This window comes from Urbifossiella limnaea (assembly GCF_007747215.1).
GTDB lineage: Bacteria > Planctomycetota > Planctomycetia > Gemmatales > Gemmataceae > Urbifossiella > Urbifossiella limnaea.
Map to the genome: position 1 here is coordinate 512,508 of NZ_CP036273.1, position 17,409 is coordinate 529,916.

Sequence of the window (17,409 nt, forward strand, 5' to 3'; positions counted from 1 at the left end):
GACCCGGCCCGAATCCTCTTCTAGATTTCGGCCGCCCGATACTCCGTCGCGCCCGCCGCCCCGCGGCCGCGGGCGGGTGAGGCCGCGATGCGCTGGTTCGACCTCCCACCCCGCTCGACCCTCGGCCCCACCGGGCTGGTGCTCAGCCTCGCGCTGCTCCTCACGCCCACCGCCGTCCTCGCCGCCCTCGCCGTCCGCCACGAGGCCCTCCCGATCGCCGCCGGCGCCGGCGTGCAGTTGCTGTTCGCGCTCGTGTTCCTGCGGGCGCACCCGGTGTGGCGGCCGCCGGTCAGCGGGTCCGTCATCCTGTTGTACCTCATCGCCCTCGCCTGGGCTTACGTCCCCACCCGCGGGCACGCCGACTGGGCCGTCCACGTGGCGCAGGGCGTGCTCCTGGCCGGCGCCGTCGGGCTGGTGGCGCTGCACGACCTGACCCGCACCGGGGCCGAGCCGCTGCGGCGGGCGAACAAGTGGTCGCGCCGCATCGCGTCCCGCACCCACTGGCCGCTGCAACTCGCCGACGCCCGCCTCCTCCCCGAAGTCGATGCACTGCGGGACGCCGTGCGCGACGAGCCCGGCCCGGCGCTGGCGCTGCTGTCGGACCCGCGGCCGGAGGTGAAGGTGGCGGCGCTCGGGAGCCTGGAGTATCGCCCCGACTGGCGGCCGGGGGAAGCCGAGTTGGTGCTGAAAATCGCCCGCGAGGCCCACGAGCCGGCGGTCCGGCAGGCGGCGGCCTACGCCCTCGCCGGGGTGAAGCTGCCGGCGCTCGTCGAAGACCTGGCCGGGTTCCTGCGCGACCCCGCCGCCGAGGTCCGCCACGCCGCCGCCGAGGCCGTGCTGTGGGACGGCGACCGCCGCTGGCCGCTGGCCCGGACCCCGGTCCGCGAGGCGCTGGCCGACCCGAAGCTGGCCGCCGACGGGCCGCTGTTCGTCGGCTCCGCGGGCCTGCCGGCCGCCGCCGTCGCCGACCTGATGGCGTGGGCCGAGGAGCGGCCGCCGCTCGGCACGCGGGCGGTGCTGACGCTGGTCGAGCAGTACCACCGCGGCATGGCCGACGGCGGCCGCCCCGAACTCCCCAGCGAGCTGGCCCAGCTGATGCTGGCCTCGGAGACGCCGACCGGGCTGCGGGTCGAGCTGGCGGCGCTGCTCCGCGACCACCACCGGCTGACGCCGGACCTGCTGGACCGGATGACGAACATGGACCAGCCGGCGCCGATGCGGCTGTTCGCGGCGGAGGTGATGCTGCGGGCCGACCCGAACGACGCCGACGGCATCGACGTGCTGCGCGGCCTGGCCCGGCACCCGAACCGCGAGCTGGCGGTGCAGATCGGCGGCATCCTGCAGAACGTGTTGGGCCTCGACCTGGGGCTCGTCGCGGGCGGCCCGCTGCCGGCGCCGGCGAGCAAGGCGGCGGCCGAGGTGGCGCGGAAGGTGCTCGGCTGGGCGAACGGCCAGCGGCCGGACGGCCAGCGGCCGACGCCGCCGTCGCGGCCGGGCCTGGCGGGCCTGCGCGAGACGAACTTCGTCCCGCCGGCGTCCGCGGAGCGGCCGCGGGTGTTCTGACTCGCCGGTTGTGTGCCCGCGGATTTCGGCCACCTCGTTAGGCCGGGGCGCAAGCCCCGTCGGGCTCTCGGAGCCGACGGGGCTTGCGCCCCGGCCTAACGGCTGATCGCCCCAACCCGCAGGCACACCCGCCGCCGGGCGGCCGGGGCCGCCCCGGGCCGCTATCATGTCCTGCCCAGCCTCCCTCGCGTGACGCCGTTCGAGCCGCCCGCCCGGGTCGCGGGACCGGGCCGAGCGGGGTTCCACCTATGGCCGTCGTCGTCAGCCGCGGGGCGTTCGTCCGCTCCACCGCCAACGCCCTCGGCGTCGGCAAGCTCCACACCGGCGGCGCCCACCCCGTCATCGAGTACTTCGTCGGCCCCGGCTGCGCCCCCGTCACCGAGACGGTCGCGCCGTCCACCGTCCGGGCCGTCACGCTCGAAAGTGAGACGCGCGTCTACCAGCAGTTGCCGGACGGCGTGTCGTGGCGGGCCGGGCGGGCGCTCGCGTCGCACTTCGCCGACTACGTCGTCCGCTTCCCCAACTCGCAGAAGCCGGAGCTGGTGCCGGCCGTGGAACTGTACACCCGCTGCGAGCTGCCGCGGCCCGAGCCGCACGTCTTCCTCGCGGCGCGCATCACGGAAACGCCGCACTGGCAGGAGCGCCGCGCCGGCTTCGTGCAGGCCGTCGTGGAGCAGCGCCGCGCGTGCGCCGGCCTCACGGGGCTGCTGTCGTCGGTGATCGACCTGGAGCCGCACCAGGTGGAGGTGGTCCGCCGCGTGCTGCAAGACCCGGCCCAGCGCTACCTCCTCGCGGATGAAGTGGGCCTCGGCAAGACCATCGAGGCCGGCGTCATCATCCGCCAGTACGTGCTCGACCGGCCGACCGACCACCGCATCCTGATCCTGGTTCCGGGCCACCTCGTGCGGCAGTGGGAGGCCGAACTCTCGCACCGCTTCCGCCTCGGGCCGTTCCTCGGCAAGTCGGTGCGGGTGCTGCCGCACGACACCGACTTGCCGAAGGGCGAAGAGGCGGGGCTGGTCGTGGTGGACGAGGCGCACCAGCTGGCGCGCTGGGTGAGCGAGCCGGCCCGCAGCGCGGCGCGGAAGCGGTTCGAGGCCATCCGCACGCTCGTCACCGACCCGCGCACCGGGCTGCTGCTGCTGTCCGCGACGCCGACGCTCCACTCCGACGAGACCGGCTTCCAGGCGCTGCTCCACCTGCTCGACCCGGTGGTCTACCCGCTCGGCGACCTGGACGGCTTCCGCGAGCGCCTCGGCACCCACGAGCGCGTCGCGCAGCTGTACCACCTGTTTCGCCCGGACGAGGAGGGCGGCTACCTCGAAACCGCGCTCGACCAGCTGCTCGACGCCTTCCCGAAGGACGCGCGGCTGAAGGAGCTCGGCAAGGCGCTGCGGCCGCTGCTCGCCTACGGGAAGGCGGCCGACGACCCGCAGCGTGTGGACGCCGTACGCGCCGTCCGCTCGCACGTCTCGGAGGCGTACCGCCTTCACCGCCGGCTGCTGCGCAACCGCCGCGCCGACGATCGCGTGTCGGGCCTGCTGCCCGGTCGGCTCGGGCTCGTCCGCTGGAGCTACACCGACCCCGAGACGCCGCCGCTGGTGGCGCTGCTGGAAGCGTGGCGGAAGGCGGCGGCCGGCGCGGCGAAGAAGCCGGCCGAGTTCGGCCGCCTGTACGCGCTGTTCGCCGAGGCGCTGGCGTGCGACCCCGAGGTGCTGGCGTCGCTGGTCGGCGTGCGGCTCGGCGAGGACGCGGACAAGTCGCTGCGGCTCACCGCCGCGGACCAGCGCTTGCTCGCCGAGTTGCCGCACTTCGCCGGCGAGGAGAAGCTGCTGACGAAGCTCCAGGACGCCGCGGGCGACGCCGACCCGACGCCGCGCATCGCCGCCGTCGTGGCCGGGCTCGACCGCGCGTTCGCACTGCCGAAGACGCAGGTGACGCGCGCCGTCATCTTCGCCAGCCAGCCCGCCGCGGCCGACGCCGTGTTCGACGCCGCCGCCAAGCGCTGGCCCGGCCAGACGCTGCGCCACGGCGTCGCCGGGTGGCAGCACTTCCTGACGAGCCAGACGTTCCGCGTGCTGGTGTGCGACGCGGCCGCCGAGGAAGGCCTGAACCTGCACGGCCGCGGCACCGTGCTCGTGCACTACGACCTGCCGTGGTCGCCGAACCGCGTCGAGCAGCGCGTCGGCCGGCTCGACCGCTTCGGCGTCGCCACGCCGGTTCGCTCGGTGGTTCCCGTCGCCAACGGTGATCCCGTTGCGGCGGCCGTCGCGGACTACCTGGAACTCGGCTACCGCGTCTTCGAGCGCTCCGTGGCAGCGTTGCAGTACGTGACCGAGGAGGAGCTGGCGGCGCTGCACCCCGCGGCGCTCGCCGAGGGGGCCAGCGCAATCGCTGCCGCAACGACGCGGCTCGGCGGCGACGAGGGCGTCGTCGAAACGACGCTGCGCGACATCCAGGTGCTCGACGAGCTCGACGCCGTGGAGGCGCCGCCGGGGCACGAAGGCTTCGCCGAGGCGCTGCGCGAGACGGACGCGACAATGGCCGCCGAGTGGCAGGCCGCGACGCACACGTGGGTCGGCGAGACGCTGCAGTTCGCCCGGCGCGGCGAGGGCGGCGCCGACACCGGCGTGTGGCGCTACCAGTTCCGCCGGCCCATCGGCGAGGGCGGCCCGGCCACGCTCATGCCGACGGGCCGGCTCGTCCGCCACTTCGCGCACATCCTCGACACCGACGACGAGCGCTCCACGCCGAACGCGCCGCTCACCTACGCGCTGACGTTCGACCGCGTCCGCGCCCAGCGCGAGCGGGTGGCGCTGGCCCGCGTCGGCGACCCGTTCGTGTCGTCGCTGGTGGACTACGTCGGGTGGGACGACCGCGGCGCGGTGGCGGCGATGTGGCGCTACCGGCCGAAGGGCCGCTACGCCAAGCCGGCCGAGGTCGCCTTCCGGTTCGAGTTCGTCGTCGAGTGCCCGACCGACGACGCGGGCGCCGCGTTGCCGAAGGGCGGGAGCGTGCCCGCGGTGCGCCGCCAGGCCGACTGGGTGTTCCCGCCCTTCACGCTGTCGGTGTGGCTGGATCAGGATTTGGAGGTGATCGCCGACGGCGCCGCGAAGGCGGCGGTGCTGGCCGAGCCGTACGAGAAGCGGAAGCGGCCCGACGGCGGCCGCGACTTCAACCTGAACGCCGACCGGTGGGCGGCGCTGCTGCCGCACTTCCCGCGGGCGGCGTGGGCCAAGACCGTGGAGCGGGCGCGGAAGGCGGCCGAGCAGGCGGTGCGAAAGTCGGCGCGGTGGAAGGACGAGATCGCGGCGCGGAGTGCGGCGGCGAAGCGGGCCGCGGCCGACCGCGACGCGCAGACGGCGAGCCGGCTGGCGTTCCTGACGGGGCCGCAGAAGAAGCACGAGAAGGCGCACGCCGCGGCCGAGAAGGCGGTGGCCGACGCGCTGCTGCGCGGCGTCGAGAAGCCGGCGGTGCGGCTGGACGCGGCGGGGGCGGTGTTCCTGGCGAGCTGGAACCCGTTCCTGGACGGCGACGATTGACAACCCACGGATGGCGCATGACCGACCCGCAACCCGACCCGTGTTCCGCCGACGTGTTCGCCGCGCTGCTCGCGCCGGGCGGCGCCGTCGTGGCGCTCGTCGGCCCTGGTGGGCCACAACTCCTGGACTGGCTCGAATCGCAGCTCGGCCCGACGTACCACGTCGCCCGCGGGTTGGGCTTCCCCCCGCCCCCGGCGCCCGACGAAGCCGAACTGCTGGACGCCTTCCGCGCCGCGCTCCAACAGCGCACGGCCGACGCCCGCACCGCCTGCGAGGCCGCGGCGGCGCGCGGCGAACGGCCGCAGGCCGACGAGCGCGCCGTCGCCGAGACGCACGGCGACGGCCTGGTGGCGCTCCTCGACGGGCCGACGAAGGACGCGCTGTTCCGCGACACGCCGCGCCGCCGGAGCGTGTTCCGGCAGCTCCTTGCGGGCGAAGCGGCGGAGTTCGCCGCGGCCGACTTCGAGTTCGCCGACGTGAACTCGGCCCGCCTCGCCGACCCGCGGGCGCAGCGGTACGTCGCCAAGCTGAAGACGAACCTGCAGGGCGAGCGCGCCGCCGCGGCCGCGCTGATGAACGCGGCCCGGCCCGCGCCGCCCGACCCGCTGGCCCGCCTGCGCGAGGAACTGGCCCGCGCCGGCCGCGAGCTCGTGGTCCTGCTCGACGAGCCTGAGCCGGGCGCGCTGGACGCGCTCGCCGCGACCGACGGCCCCGGCCGTTGCGCCGTCCGCGTGGCGCTGACGCCCGCGGGCGCGCCCCCGGCGGGGGCGACGGTGTTCACGCTCGGCGCGACCGTCGAGCCTGAGGCGGCCGAGCCGGAAGCCGTGGCCGTCGAACCCGCGGTTGTCGAACCGGAACCGGTGGTCGCGGAGCCCGTGGTGGTGGACGCGCGGCTGGGGGCGGTGGCGGTTCTGCTCGGCCGGCTGCCGGTGCCGGCGCCCGACGACGTGGTCCGGTTCCTGGCCGCGGCCTTCACCACCGGCGCGGAATTGGAGTTGCTGACGCCCGGCGTGCTGGAGTGGCTGCGGGCGCACGGTGTGACGACGGGCCTTCGCGTCCGCGCGGGGTGACGGCCGCCGTCTCCCTTGGTCATTGGTGGGTCATTGGTCCTTGGTCATTAGCGAACGCAGCCGCCACCGCAGCAGCCCGAACCGCCGCCGCGTGTCCGCCGTCGTCACCGCGCGCCACAGCGCCCGCCGGCTCCCCACCAGCACCACCAGCTTCCGCCCGCGCGTCACCGCCGTGTACAGCAGGTTCCGCTGCAGCATCACGTAGTGCTGCGTGCTCACCGGCACCACCACCGCCGGGTACTCGGCCCCCTGGCTCTTGTGGACGCTGATGGCGTACGCCAGCTGCAACTCGTCCAGGTCGGCGAAGTCGTAGGCCACCTGCTTGCCGTCGAAGTCCACGGTCAGCGTCTGGTCCACGGCGTCGATCGCGGCGACGCGGCCGATGTCGCCGTTGAACACCTCGCGCTGGTAGTTGTTCCGCACCTGCATCACCTTGTCGCCGGCGCGGAACGTGCTGTCGAACTTCTTCGTCTCGATCGTGCCCGGCTTCGGCGGGTTCAGCGCCTCCTGCAACACGCGGTTCAGGTTCAGCACGCCGAGCTCGGTCTTCACCTGCGGCGTCAGCACCTGCACGTCCTTCAGCGGGTCGAGGCCGAACGCCGCGGGGATGCGCGTCGTCACCGCCTGGCGGATGCGGTCGATCACCGCCTCGGGCGCGTCCGCCTCCACGAAGTAGAAGTCGCCCTTGCCGGCCGGCGCCGACTCGGGCTGCTCGCCGTGGTTGATCGCGTGCGCCGCGCGCACGATCCAGCTCGCCCCGGCCTGCCGGTGCACTTCCGTGAGCCGCGCCACCGGCAGCACCTTCGACTCGATCAGGTCGGCCAGCACCGAGCCGGCGCCGACGGACGGCAGCTGGTCCACGTCGCCGACGAACACGACGGCCGCGAACGGCGGCACGGCGCGGAGGAGCTGGTTCATCAGCACCACGTCCACCATCGACACCTCGTCCACGACGAGCACGTCCACGTCGAGCGGGTTCTCCTTGCCGCGCCGGAAACCGCCGATCCCGGGGTCGAACTCGAGCAGCCGGTGAATCGTCTTCGCCTCGCGGCCGGTCGATTCGGCGAGGCGCTTCGCGGCGCGGCCGGTCGGCGCCGCCAGCAGCACGCGCAGCGACTTGGCGGACACGATTTCCAGGATGGCGCGCACGATCGTGGTCTTGCCCGTGCCGGGGCCGCCGGTGACGACCATGAGCTTGTGCGACACCGCCTCCGTGACCGCTTTTCGCTGGCTGTCGGCGAACGTGATGCCCATCTGCGCCTCGGCCCACCCCAGCGCCGCGGTGTGGTCGGCGGTGCGGAGCGGGTGCGCCCCCTTCGCCAGCGCCGCCAGCTGCCGGGCGACGCCGAACTCGGCCAGGAACAGCGGCTTCAGGTACAGCAGGTGCTCGTCGCCCGGCACGCCCGCGGCCTCGTCGGGGTCGTAGCCGGTGTCCTTCGTCACGAGCGCCACGCTGTCGCGGACGATCTCGTCGGTGACGCGCAACTGCTCGACCGCGTCGCGGATGCCGTCGGGCGGGATCTGCGTCAGCGCCTCCGCGGCCTGCGTCGCCAGCTCCTCCGGCAGGCCGACGTGGCCGTCGGACTGCGCCTCGCCGAGGACGTGGCGCACCGCGGCCTGCGCGCGGAACGGCGAGTCGCGCGGCAGGCCGAGTTTCAGGGCGAGCGCGTCGGCCGTCTGGAAGCCGACGCCCCAGATGTCGGTGCTGAGGCGGTACGGGTTCCGCTTCACCACCTCGATGGCGTTCTCGCCGTACTCGCGATAGATGCGCACCGCCCGCGCGGTGCCGATGCCGTAGCTGTGGAGGAACACCATGATCGACCGCACCGCCTGCTGCTCGCGCCAGCTGTCCCGAATCTTCTCCACGAGCTTCGGGCCGACGCCCTTCACCTGCGTCAGGAACGTGGGCGACTGGTCGATCACTTCGAGCGTCTTGTCGCCGAACACGTCCACGATGCGGCGGGCGAAGCCGGGGCCGACGCCGCGGACGAGGCCCGAGCCGAGGTACTTCACGATCCCTTCGGCGGTGTGCGGGGGCGTGGCCTTCAGGTTGTCGGCCTTGAATTGCAGGCCGAACTGGCGGTCGGTCACCCACTTCCCCGCGGCCTCGACGTACTCGCCGGCCACCGGGTGCTGCATCTCGCCGACGACGGTCACCAGCTCGCGCTGGCCGCGGGCGCGGACGCGCAGGACGCAGTACCCGGTGTCGAGGTTGTGGAACGTGATCCGCTCGATCACGCCGCTGAGCTGTTCCGTCATGGTGGCCCGTGGACGGTGCGCGGGGTTGTTCCGTTGCCGCCTGCGGCTCAGCGCTGGGCAGCGCTGAGCCGCAGGCGGCAACGGAGCCAAACCCCAACCCCCCGACGATACCCGCTCCCGGGGAATTGTCCAACCGGGTAGCGGCCCCTACTCCTGCACTGATGCGCCCATTCCTGCTCCTCGGGTACGCCGCCGCCCTCGTCGGCGGCACGTACCTCGCCTACCGGCCCGTCTTCGACTCCGGCTTCGCCCTCGTCCAGGCCGAGACCGGCGACGGCATGCTGAACCACTACCTCCTCGAACACTCCTGGCTCAGCCTCGCCGACCCCGGCTACGCCGGCACGCTCACCCGGCCGCCGTTCTTTCACCCGGAGCGGTGGGCGTGGTGGTACTCCGAAACGCTGATCGGCGCCGCGCCCATCTACTGGGCGCTCCGCACCGTCACCGACGACCAGCTGGCGTACTCGTGGTGGATGATCGCCTGCTCGGCGCTGAACTTCGTCAGCTTCGCGGTCGTCGCCCGGCGGCTCGGCTGCGCCCACGCGGCGGCGGCCCTCGGCGCGGTCGGGTTCGCGTTCCTCGCCGTCGTGACCGAGCAGCAGAAGCACCAGCAGCTCATCCCGCGGTTCTGGATGCCGCCGGCCGTGTACTACGCCTGGCTCCTCGGCTCGGCCCCGTCCGCGCGTGCCCTCGGCCGGATGCTCGCGTGCCTGGCGCTGCAGGGCGTCACGTGCGTGTACACCGGCTGGTTCCTCGGCGTCGGGCTGGTCACCTTCGTGCCGCTGGCGGCGGTCCTCACCCCCGGCGGCCTGCGGAAGCTGCTCACGTTCGCCCGCACCGAGTGGAAGCCGGCGCTACTCGCGGCGGCGCCGGGGGTCGCGGCGCTGGCGGCGTTCTTCGCCCCGTACCTGCTGGTGAACCGCGGCTACTCGCGCGCCTACTTCGACACGCTGTACCTCACCCCGTCGGCGGCCGGGTGGCTGACGCCGGCGAAGGGGACGCTGTGGTCCGGGCCGGCCGAGGCCGTGCTGCCGGTCGTGTCGTTCGAGTGCTGGCTGTTCCCCGGGTTCGCCGCCGTCGCGCTGCTCGTCGCGGCCGGGTGGTGGGTGCGGCGCGAACCGCACGCGCCGGGCCGGCCGCTGGCCGCGGCGTGCCTCGTCACCGCGGTCGTGTGGGCCGTGCTGTGCTCGCGCGTCGGCAGTACGTCGCCGTGGGCGCTCGTGCAGTACGTTCCCGGGGCCGGGGCCATCCGCTGCGTCAGCCGGGTGGTGCTGCTCGTGGACCTGTTCGCCGCGCTGGCCGTGGCCGTGTGGTTGACGCACGCGCTCGGGAGGCTGGGTGGGCGGTGGCGCGCCGCCGCCGCCGTGGCGGGGCTCGTCGTGGTCGTCGGCGCGGAGCAGCTGGGGCACGAGCCGCCGCTGACGCTCCGGGCCGACTACTACCCCGCGGTGGATTTGTGGGCGGAGCGGCTGCGCGGGGCGGACGCGGCGTACGTCGTGCCGCGGCCCGGGTTCTCGCAGGAGTACGAGGAGGTGTTCGCCATGTGGGTCGGGCTGCGGGCGAACGTGCCGGTGGTGAACGGCTACTCCGGCCGCCACCCGGCCGGCTTCCCGCTCGAGTACGCCGCGGAGGTGACCGACCCCGACGCCACCGTCCGCGACTGGCTGACGGGGCGGTTCCGCGGCCGGGTGGTCGTGATCGACCGCGCCGACCCGGGCCGGCGGCGGGAGCTGGTGATCGAGTAGTTCCGCCGCCGCTTGCGGCGTAGCGCTGGGCAGCGATACGCCGCAAGCGGCGAAATTCCGTGCCCCCGATTTGACTTCCCCGAACGGGAGTTTACGACTTATACGCCCATTCACTACTCACATCCCGGAGCCCGTCATGCCCCCGTTCGAGGTCCGCGTCCTGCCGATCGCGCAACTCCAGCCCGCCGCGTACAACCCCCGCAAGCCGCTGAGCCCCGCGTCGCCGGCGTACCGCAAGCTGAAGGCGAGCCTCGCCGAGTTCGGCCTCGTCGAGCCGCTCGTGTGGAACGAGCGGTCCGGCCGCGTCGTCGGCGGCCACGCCCGGCTGCGCATCCTGAAGGACCTCGGGTACGCCGAGGTGCCGGTGTCGGTGGTGCGGCTCGACGACGCGCGGGAGAAGGCGCTGAACGTGGTGCTGAACAACCAGGAGGCGCAGGGCCGCTACGACCCGGCGAAGCTCGCGGAGCTGCTGGAGGGCCTGACCGGCCTGCCGGAACTGGCGATGACCGGGTTCGACGAGTCGGCCCTGGCGGCGCTGCGGCTGGAGCCCGTCGGGGCGGAACCCGCCGCGGACGCCGACCCGGACCGCGTCGAGGTGACGCTGGTGACCGACGCCGGCACGTGGGACGCGCTCGGCCCGCGGGTGGACGAGCTGGTGGCGGAGTTCGACCTGGTGACGCACGTCCGCCGCGGGGCGGGGGCGTAGTCAGCGCGGCCGGCCGGTGGGGGCGTCGAACCGGGCCCCGGCCAGGTCGATTGCCGGCGTGCCGAGGTTCGTCGGCCGGCTGAACAGGACGGCCCGCCGGTCGGCCGCCTGCTCGGCGTTCGCCGTGCCGCGGTCCAGCGTCATGTCCATCTCGAACTTCGGCTCCTCCCACTTCAGCACGAGCCGCGTCGGGTACTGCGTCACCGCCCGCTTCCCGTCCGCGGTCACCCCCGCCGCGATCGTCTCGGCCGAGCGGATTTCGGCGGTGGCGATGGCCGCGCGCTTGGCGTCGCGCAGAACGTGCCGCTTCACCTGCGAGCGGTTCCCCGTGGCCGGCTCGCCGTCGAAGACGATCTCCTTGCGGACCGGCACGCCGTTCGGCGCCACCGCGTTCCAGCCCAGGGTGTAGGTCCGCTCGCGGTCGTCCACCTTCACGTCGTACTGGCCGCCCTCCGGGAGCTTCGTCATGCCGAGCGCCTGCATCACCCAGTCGGGCTCGAACGGCATGCCGCCGGGGATCTTGGCCCGGCCGCTCTCGAAGTCGGAGTGCGAGGCGTACACGAACAGCGGCTCGCCGGCGCCGCCGGTGTACACCCAGAACTGCTCGGGGTTCGAGCCGAGGTCGATCTTGCCGGCCATCTTCCCGCCGGCGATCAGGCGGAAGCAGCGCGGCTGGGCGGCGGCGAGGTTGCCCTCCAGGCTGACCGAAATGGGGATGCCCTTGCCGGACACGCGCATCCGCACGTCGCTGTACTCGACGGACTGGAGCGCGTCGGCCCGCTGGTTGACGAACCGGACGAACTCGGACGCCGGCCGGTCGGGGAGGCGGCCGCCGGGCGTGGGGCGCGGCTGGCCGACCTGGTCGCGCCACTCGCGCATCCAGTTGCACCCGACGGCCGGGCACAGGAGGGCCGCGGCGACGAGGAGCCGGAGGTCGCGCACGCACATGGGCCGCTCTCCTGTCACTGCCACCCGAGTACCCGGAACACTTCGGCCTGCACGGCGGCGACCTGCGCGTCGGTCAGGTGCGGGTCGGCCACGTGGTGGACGGCGCCGCCGCGGGCGTCGCGGACGACCACCACGTCGCCCCCGGCCGCGTCGCGGACCGCGTCCTCGAACTTGAACCGCTTCCGCCGCATCAGCAGCAGCGCCGCCACGTACCGGAAGTTCAGCCCGTCCGGGTCGGCGGTGCCGGCCAGGCGGTCGAAGGCGTCCACGAGCACGTCGTCGTTCACCACCGGCTTCCGCGGCTTGTCGGCCGCGGCCGGCACCTTCCCCGCCCAGTAGGCCACGACCCCGGCGGGCGGCCCGGCCCAGGCGTCGGCGGCGGTGTCGGTGCGGACCAGCTTGCCGGCGTCCTCGCGGAGCACGGCGTAGAACCGGTCGCCGGGCTTCAGCTCGCGGCCGGTCGCGGCACACGTCCGGGCCGGCCCCTGGATGTCGTACTCGGTCATCGCCCGTTCCATCGTACTCCGCGACTCCGGCCTGTAGCCGCGCCCACCCGCGTCAGCGCGGCGGGGCAGTGGGCCGGGCGGGTGAAGCTGTAGCGGTCGGGGGGGACAGGACGGCGTCCACCTGCTCCCGCACCAGGTACCCCGTCTCGGCCCCGACGCCGGCGAACACCCACCGCACCACCCCGTCGCGGTCCACCACCACGAACCGCGGGAACGTCTCCACCCCGTACAGGTCCGCCGCCGAGGAGCCGTCGTGAACCGGGACCGTCAGCCGCCGCCGGGCCACGTCCTTGGCCGCGAGCGCGGGGTCGGCGAAGACCGCCAGCGGGGCCACGGCCACCCGGCCGGGCTCGCGCTTGGCCAGCGCGTCGGCCACGCACAGCGACAGCTCCGCCGTCTCCTGGCCGGGCATGAAGAAGACCAGCACGACCGCCTTGCCGCGGTGCGCCGCCAGGCGGAAGTCGCCGGCGCGGAAGTCGGGCGCCGGCCGGCCCACCTCGGCCCGCGGCACGGGCGCCACGGCCGCGGCGGGAACCAGCACCGGCGCCGGCAGCGCCTCGCCGCGGCGGGCGGCGTCGAGCCGGCGGCGGACGGTCTGCGCCGCCTCGCGGTACGGCGTGCCGGGGGCGGTGTCCTTCAGGAACTCGTCGAGCCGCGCGAGCCGCGCGGCGAACGGCTGCGGCCCGAGCCGCACCGCCTCGCGCATCAGCGGCTCGGCCTCGGCGCCCATCGCGTAGGCCGTTTCGACCTCGGCCCGGTAGCGGGCGAACGTCGGCCCCTGCAGCCGGGTGTGCGTCCGCAGTTCGTACTGCGTTTCGACGCGGATCGCGTCCGCGGGGTTGAGCCCGTCGCGGTGGCGGACCACGCGGTGAACGCGGCGCGCCGAGCCGTCGGCGGTCGAGGCCCACACGGTCTCCGTGCGCTCCCACGCGGTGACGGCGCCCTCCGGCCGGTCCCACGTCGCCGACTTCTGCACGCCGCGCAGCTCGACGCAGCGCTCGTTGCTGACGAACTTGACCTGGCCGGTCTGCCAGCTGATGTCGGGCCGGCCGTGCTCCGCGGTGGTCCAGGTGTCGGCCCGGCCGCGCGGCGGGAAGGCGCCGAGCTCGACGGGGGCAAAGGCGTCGAGCGGCGGCGGCGGCAGGGCGCGGCCGGGCGTGTCCGGCGCGAACCGCAGCGGCGCCGGGCCGGTCGGCAGGAGCAGGTGCGTGGTGCCGTCCTCGTGGATGCGCACGAGGTCGAGGCGGGCGACGGGCGGGTTGCGGTCGTCGCCGCGGAGCAGCGTGAGGACGGCGGCGTCGGCCCGGCCGGGGAGCTTTTCCAGCACCAGGACGCGGACTTCGAGCTCGTGCTCGCGGCGGAAGCGGGTGCCGGGCCGGTCGATGCTCTCGCGGACGGTGCCGGCGTAGACGTACTCGGCGCCGCGCTCCAGGGCGGGGCCGGGGGCGGCGGGGGCGAGCAGCGACAGCGAAAACAGTCCGGCGAACACGGGCGCCTCCGGCGGGCGGCACGGTATACCGCGCCGGCCGGCGGACGCAACCGCAGTCGGGAGGTGGGTAAGCGGGGCAGGCTGGAGCCCGCCGGCGGTCAGCGGAAGGCAACCGCCGCCAGCCGCCGCAGCTCGGCGGCCACGTCCGCGCCCTCGTAGAAGGACAGCCACCCGCGCACCGCCCGCGCCTCGCCCGGCGGGCAGTCTTCGACCACCGGGTCGGCGTGGACGCACGGGCACGGCGGGTTCCCCCACGCCCGCCCGCACCGCTCCCAGCCGGTGACGACCCAGCGCCGCCCGGTCGCGTCGCGGCACGCGGCGAACGGCGCGGCCAGCACCTTGTTCTCGTTCGTCCGCGCGTCGAAGCCGGTGAGCCCGGCGAGCATCACGCACATCTGCACCCGCAACCCCGTCAGCTTCTCCGCCGACCCGTTCGCCACGCGAAACGTCATCCGCACGCCGTCCGCGCCCGGCGCCACCGTCGCGGTCAGCGTCACCTTGTTGGGGAACGTGCGCTCCAGTGACAGGCTGCCGTCACGGCCGCGCGTCCACTCCAGCGGCGGCAGCGTCACGGTCCGCCGGTCCCAGGTGGTCGGGATGTGGGTGTGGGCGAGGTACAGCAGCTCGGGCCGCTTCGGCTCCGGCTCGAACCACACGGCCTCGGGCACGTCGGCGACCGCGTACCCGCCGCCGGGCCACGGCGCGAAGACGCTCGCCTTCGCCTCGCGCTGCGGCCGGATGGCCCCGTCGCGGAAGCCGATTCGGGGGTGCCGCCCGCCGGGGTACGGCAGCACGAGCAGCCGGTCGCCCGCCTTCCGCTCCGGCGCCGGGCCGAGCTTCAGCCGCGCCGCCGCGGCCGTCACCTCGTCGGCGGTCAGGCCGAGTGCGGCACCCGCCTCGGCCGGGGTGAAGCGGTGGTGCGTCAGCGCGTTGTCCAGCCAGTACCGCAGGTCGGCGTCGTCCTTCGCGGGGCGGGCGTTGCCGCCGTCGGCCTTCCGCTCCAGCAGCCGCTTGCGGTCCTCGATCACGCCGAACGGGTCGGTCGGCGTCACGCCCGCGTCCACGTAGCGGGCCAGGTCGCGCATCGCGATCACGGTGTACCGCTCGTCCGCGAGGTGCTTCAGGAACGCCTCGAACGTGTCGGCCTTCGTGCTGACCCAGTCGTGCGCCGTGTCCGGGACGCCGTGGAATTGCAGCACGGCGATCTTGCCGCCGCGGGCCTGCGACACCGCCGCCTTCAGGTCGTCGAGCGTCCAGTGCGGGCGGGCGTCGCCGGCGGTCGGCACCAGCAGCGGGTGGTCGAGGCCCGGCTCGTAGGCGAAGCCGCGGCCGTCCTTGTACGGGTGCTCGGGGCTGCCGCCGCGGCGCGCGAAGCGGATGCCGTGCTCCTTCAGCACCGCCAGCGCGTCGCGGCTGATCGCGTTGCCGGGGTACGCGAAGCTGACCGGCTTCGGGATGCCGTGCTTCTCGCACAAGGCGTCGATGCCGCGGAGCTGGGCCGGCAGGTCGCGCAGCGTCTTGTCGGTGACGGACGTGTGCCCGAGGGTGTGGTTGCCGACCTCGAAGCCGTCCGTGTGCAGCCGGGCCATCTCGGGCCAGCTCATGTAGTCGCGGGTGTTCGTGGCCGCGTCCCACCCCTGGGTGACGAAGAACGTCGCGCCGAAGCGGTGCTTTTGCAGCAGCGGCCGGGCCACGGTGAAGTGCGACTTGCTGGCGTCGTCGAAGGTGAGGACGACGAGGCGGTCGGGGATCGGCTCCAGGGCGCGGGCCGGGGCGGCGAGCGCGAGGAGTGCCAGGAGGGATCGGGTCACGGCGGCACCGGCCTACTTCTTGGGGTGGGCGGGGAGCTTGAAGTCGCTCTTGTCCGGGTGCTCGCTCTTCTCGCCGACGAGCACGCGGTACGGCGGGGCCGGGAGGCCGTCGATCTTCAGCTTGAAGGTGAGCGTCTTGGCGGTGGTCGCGGCCCGGAACACGGCCTCGTCGGTGGCGCCGTACGTCTTGAACTCGAAGTCGAAGCCCTTGCCGTCGGCCGTGGCCTTGAGCGTGTCGGCGACCCTGCCCCGGGCCTCCAGCTTGCCGGGCTCGACGGTCAGCTTGCCGTCGCAGCGGACGGTGCCGCTGAAGACCATGAGCACGTCCTTCTTGCCGGTGCTGTTCTCGGTGCTGCTGCGGAGGTGCCACTTGCCGTCGGCGTGCCAGATGCGGAACGCCCCGACGCCGCCGCGGGCGTCCTCCTTGGGGAAGCCGAACGGGTAGGGGTCGGCGGCGCTCGACCCGGCGGCGCACACGAGGCAACAGGCGGCGACGGTGGCGAAGACGTGACGCATGAGGGTATCGGACCACGCGGCGGCGGCGCCGGCAAGCGAAAAGCGCGGCGGCGCCGCCGCGTCACCGCTTCCGCGGGGTGAGGAACTGGGTCAGGTCGAGGCCGTCCTTCCCCAGATAAGCGTCGAGCGGCTCGACGCGGCCGCCGCGGGCGCGGACGCCGGCCAGCGCCTTCGTCATCTCCGCCCACCAGATCACGGATAGCGCGTCCGGGTCGCGGGCCTTCAGCGTGCGGTACGCGGCCAGCTGCGCCAGGAAGTCGTCGGCGTCGGCGCGGGCCTGCCGCACCTGCCCGTCGCGGAACACGAGCGCTTCCTGCTCGAACTTGTACTTCAGCGCGTCGGCCTGCCGCCGCCGCTGCTCGGCCTCCTGCCGGGCCTGGAACTCCTTCGTGCGGATGCCGGTCTGGGCCTGCGTCACCCGCTCGAAGTCCACCCGCACCTCGTCCGGCGGCGCCAGCCCGGCCACGCTGACGCGCTGCACCCGCACGCCGAGCCGCAGCCGGTCCACGCGCCCCGGCAGCCGCGCCATCACCCACGCGGGAAGCTCCGCGCTGCCGGTCAGTAGCGCCTCATCGACGCCGCGGCCGGCCGCCCACTCGGCCGCCGCCGCCTCCGCCTCGCGGGCCAGCTCCGCGTCCACGCGGTCCTGGTGGATGACGTAGTCGTCCAGGTCCTGGTCCGTCTCGCTGATGGCGTAGTCGACGACGAGGCTGACGTTGACGAGGTTCTGGTCGCCGGTGAGGAATTGCCCGGCGTCGGGTGCCTCGGAGGTGGCCCCGGCCTTCACCTGCCGCGCCGTGCGGACGGGGACGCGGTCCACGCGGTCGATCCCCCACGGCAGGCCGACCCACAGGCCGGGGTGCGGGCGGGCGACGACCTGCCCGAAGCGGCGGACGACGGCGCGCTCCTCCGGCCGCACCTGGGCGAGGCCGGTGAGGAGGTACGCGCCGAGCGCGAGCGCCAGCAGCAGGCGGGGGCGACGCATGGCGTCACGGGTACGGATTCGCCCGCGCCCGGCCACCGGTCCGGTGCCTTCACCCCGAAGGGGTGACAGCCCTCAGCCCAGGGCAAGGGTGCGCAGCACCCGCCGCCTTGGGTACGGGGTGCGAATGGCCGTGCAGGCTGAAGGCCTGCGAGCCGGCTCGCAGGCCTTCAGCCTGCGGGGGTGGTTTGCGGCGCGGACCCAGGGCGGCGGTCGCTGACGCTCCCTTGCCCTGGGCTGAGGGCTCCCAGGCCTTCGGCCTGAAACCGAGA

Annotated in this window: 12 protein-coding genes; 5 read left to right on the forward strand and 7 right to left on the reverse strand. The window is 74.4% G+C overall.

What is annotated here, in order from left to right:
• Window positions 1–87: 87 nt before the first annotated feature.
• From ETAA1_RS02190 to ETAA1_RS02200, 3 genes are all read left to right on the forward strand, one after another.
• Window positions 88–1,563 carry a HEAT repeat domain-containing protein gene (locus ETAA1_RS02190; RefSeq protein WP_145233919.1) on the forward strand — a complete coding sequence of 492 codons (1,476 nt, stop codon included), beginning with the start codon at window positions 88–90 and terminating at the stop codon, window positions 1,561–1,563.
• Between the two features lie 248 nt (window positions 1,564–1,811).
• Window positions 1,812–5,105, forward strand: coding sequence for a protein DpdE (gene dpdE, locus ETAA1_RS33300; RefSeq protein ID WP_145233920.1), 3,294 nt, complete (start codon window positions 1,812–1,814; stop codon window positions 5,103–5,105).
• Window positions 5,106–5,122: 17 nt separating this feature from the next.
• Window positions 5,123–6,175, forward strand: coding sequence for a hypothetical protein (locus ETAA1_RS02200; protein WP_145233922.1), 1,053 nt, complete (start codon window positions 5,123–5,125; stop codon window positions 6,173–6,175).
• Between the two features lie 30 nt (window positions 6,176–6,205).
• Here the strand turns inward: ETAA1_RS02200 and recD2 are convergent, their stop codons facing one another.
• Window positions 6,206–8,434 carry an SF1B family DNA helicase RecD2 gene (gene recD2 / locus ETAA1_RS02205; protein ID WP_145233923.1) on the reverse strand — a complete coding sequence of 743 codons (2,229 nt, stop codon included), beginning with the start codon at window positions 8,432–8,434 and terminating at the stop codon, window positions 6,206–6,208.
• A 161-nt stretch (window positions 8,435–8,595) separates the two neighbouring features.
• Here recD2 and ETAA1_RS02210 point away from each other — a divergent pair, with 161 nt between their 5' ends.
• Window positions 8,596–10,179 carry a hypothetical protein gene (locus tag ETAA1_RS02210; protein ID WP_145233925.1) on the forward strand — a complete coding sequence of 528 codons (1,584 nt, stop codon included), beginning with the start codon at window positions 8,596–8,598 and terminating at the stop codon, window positions 10,177–10,179.
• Window positions 10,180–10,315: 136 nt separating this feature from the next.
• The gene (locus ETAA1_RS02215; protein WP_145233927.1) at window positions 10,316–10,885 is read left to right on the forward strand and encodes a ParB N-terminal domain-containing protein; all 570 of its coding nucleotides are present in this window, start codon (window positions 10,316–10,318) and stop codon (window positions 10,883–10,885) included.
• On the opposite strand, the gene ETAA1_RS02220 is transcribed toward ETAA1_RS02215, so the two are convergent.
• The 6 genes from ETAA1_RS02220 to ETAA1_RS02245 all read right to left on the reverse strand — a co-directional run bounded on the left by ETAA1_RS02220 (window position 10,886) and on the right by ETAA1_RS02245 (window position 17,140).
• Entirely contained in the window at window positions 10,886–11,833 is a 948-nt protein-coding gene (locus ETAA1_RS02220) for a hypothetical protein (RefSeq protein WP_145233929.1), read from the reverse strand. It abuts the gene before it with no gap.
• A 14-nt stretch (window positions 11,834–11,847) separates the two neighbouring features.
• The gene (locus ETAA1_RS02225; RefSeq protein WP_238389350.1) at window positions 11,848–12,351 is read right to left on the reverse strand and encodes a hypothetical protein; all 504 of its coding nucleotides are present in this window, start codon (window positions 12,349–12,351) and stop codon (window positions 11,848–11,850) included.
• A gap of 40 nt (window positions 12,352–12,391) precedes the next feature.
• A complete protein-coding gene (locus ETAA1_RS02230; protein ID WP_145233931.1) occupies window positions 12,392–13,828 on the reverse strand; it encodes a hypothetical protein in 1,437 nt (478 codons plus the stop codon).
• A 98-nt stretch (window positions 13,829–13,926) separates the two neighbouring features.
• Window positions 13,927–15,639, reverse strand: coding sequence for a polysaccharide deacetylase family protein (locus ETAA1_RS02235; RefSeq protein ID WP_145233933.1), 1,713 nt, complete (start codon window positions 15,637–15,639; stop codon window positions 13,927–13,929).
• A 12-nt stretch (window positions 15,640–15,651) separates the two neighbouring features.
• Window positions 15,652–16,155, reverse strand: a complete 504-nt coding sequence (locus ETAA1_RS02240) for a hypothetical protein (RefSeq protein WP_145233935.1) — start codon at window positions 16,153–16,155, stop codon at window positions 15,652–15,654.
• A 61-nt stretch (window positions 16,156–16,216) separates the two neighbouring features.
• Window positions 16,217–17,140, reverse strand: coding sequence for an SPFH domain-containing protein (locus ETAA1_RS02245; RefSeq protein ID WP_145233937.1), 924 nt, complete (start codon window positions 17,138–17,140; stop codon window positions 16,217–16,219).
• Between the last annotated feature and the right edge of the window lie 269 nt (window positions 17,141–17,409).

Coding starts and splice junctions, on each gene's coding strand:
- ETAA1_RS02190 (WP_145233919.1), top strand. CDS start 88: ATGCGCTGGTTCGACCTCCCACCCCGCTCGACCCTCGGCCCCACCGGG.
- ETAA1_RS02240 (WP_145233935.1), bottom strand. CDS start 16,155: ATGCGTCACGTCTTCGCCACCGTCGCCGCCTGTTGCCTCGTGTGCGCC.
- ETAA1_RS02225 (WP_238389350.1), bottom strand. CDS start 12,351: ATGGAACGGGCGATGACCGAGTACGACATCCAGGGGCCGGCCCGGACG.
- ETAA1_RS02215 (WP_145233927.1), top strand. CDS start 10,316: ATGCCCCCGTTCGAGGTCCGCGTCCTGCCGATCGCGCAACTCCAGCCC.
- ETAA1_RS02200 (WP_145233922.1), top strand. CDS start 5,123: ATGACCGACCCGCAACCCGACCCGTGTTCCGCCGACGTGTTCGCCGCG.
- ETAA1_RS02210 (WP_145233925.1), top strand. CDS start 8,596: ATGCGCCCATTCCTGCTCCTCGGGTACGCCGCCGCCCTCGTCGGCGGC.
- ETAA1_RS02220 (WP_145233929.1), bottom strand. CDS start 11,833: ATGTGCGTGCGCGACCTCCGGCTCCTCGTCGCCGCGGCCCTCCTGTGC.
- ETAA1_RS02245 (WP_145233937.1), bottom strand. CDS start 17,140: ATGCGTCGCCCCCGCCTGCTGCTGGCGCTCGCGCTCGGCGCGTACCTC.
- dpdE (WP_145233920.1), top strand. CDS start 1,812: ATGGCCGTCGTCGTCAGCCGCGGGGCGTTCGTCCGCTCCACCGCCAAC.
- recD2 (WP_145233923.1), bottom strand. CDS start 8,434: ATGACGGAACAGCTCAGCGGCGTGATCGAGCGGATCACGTTCCACAAC.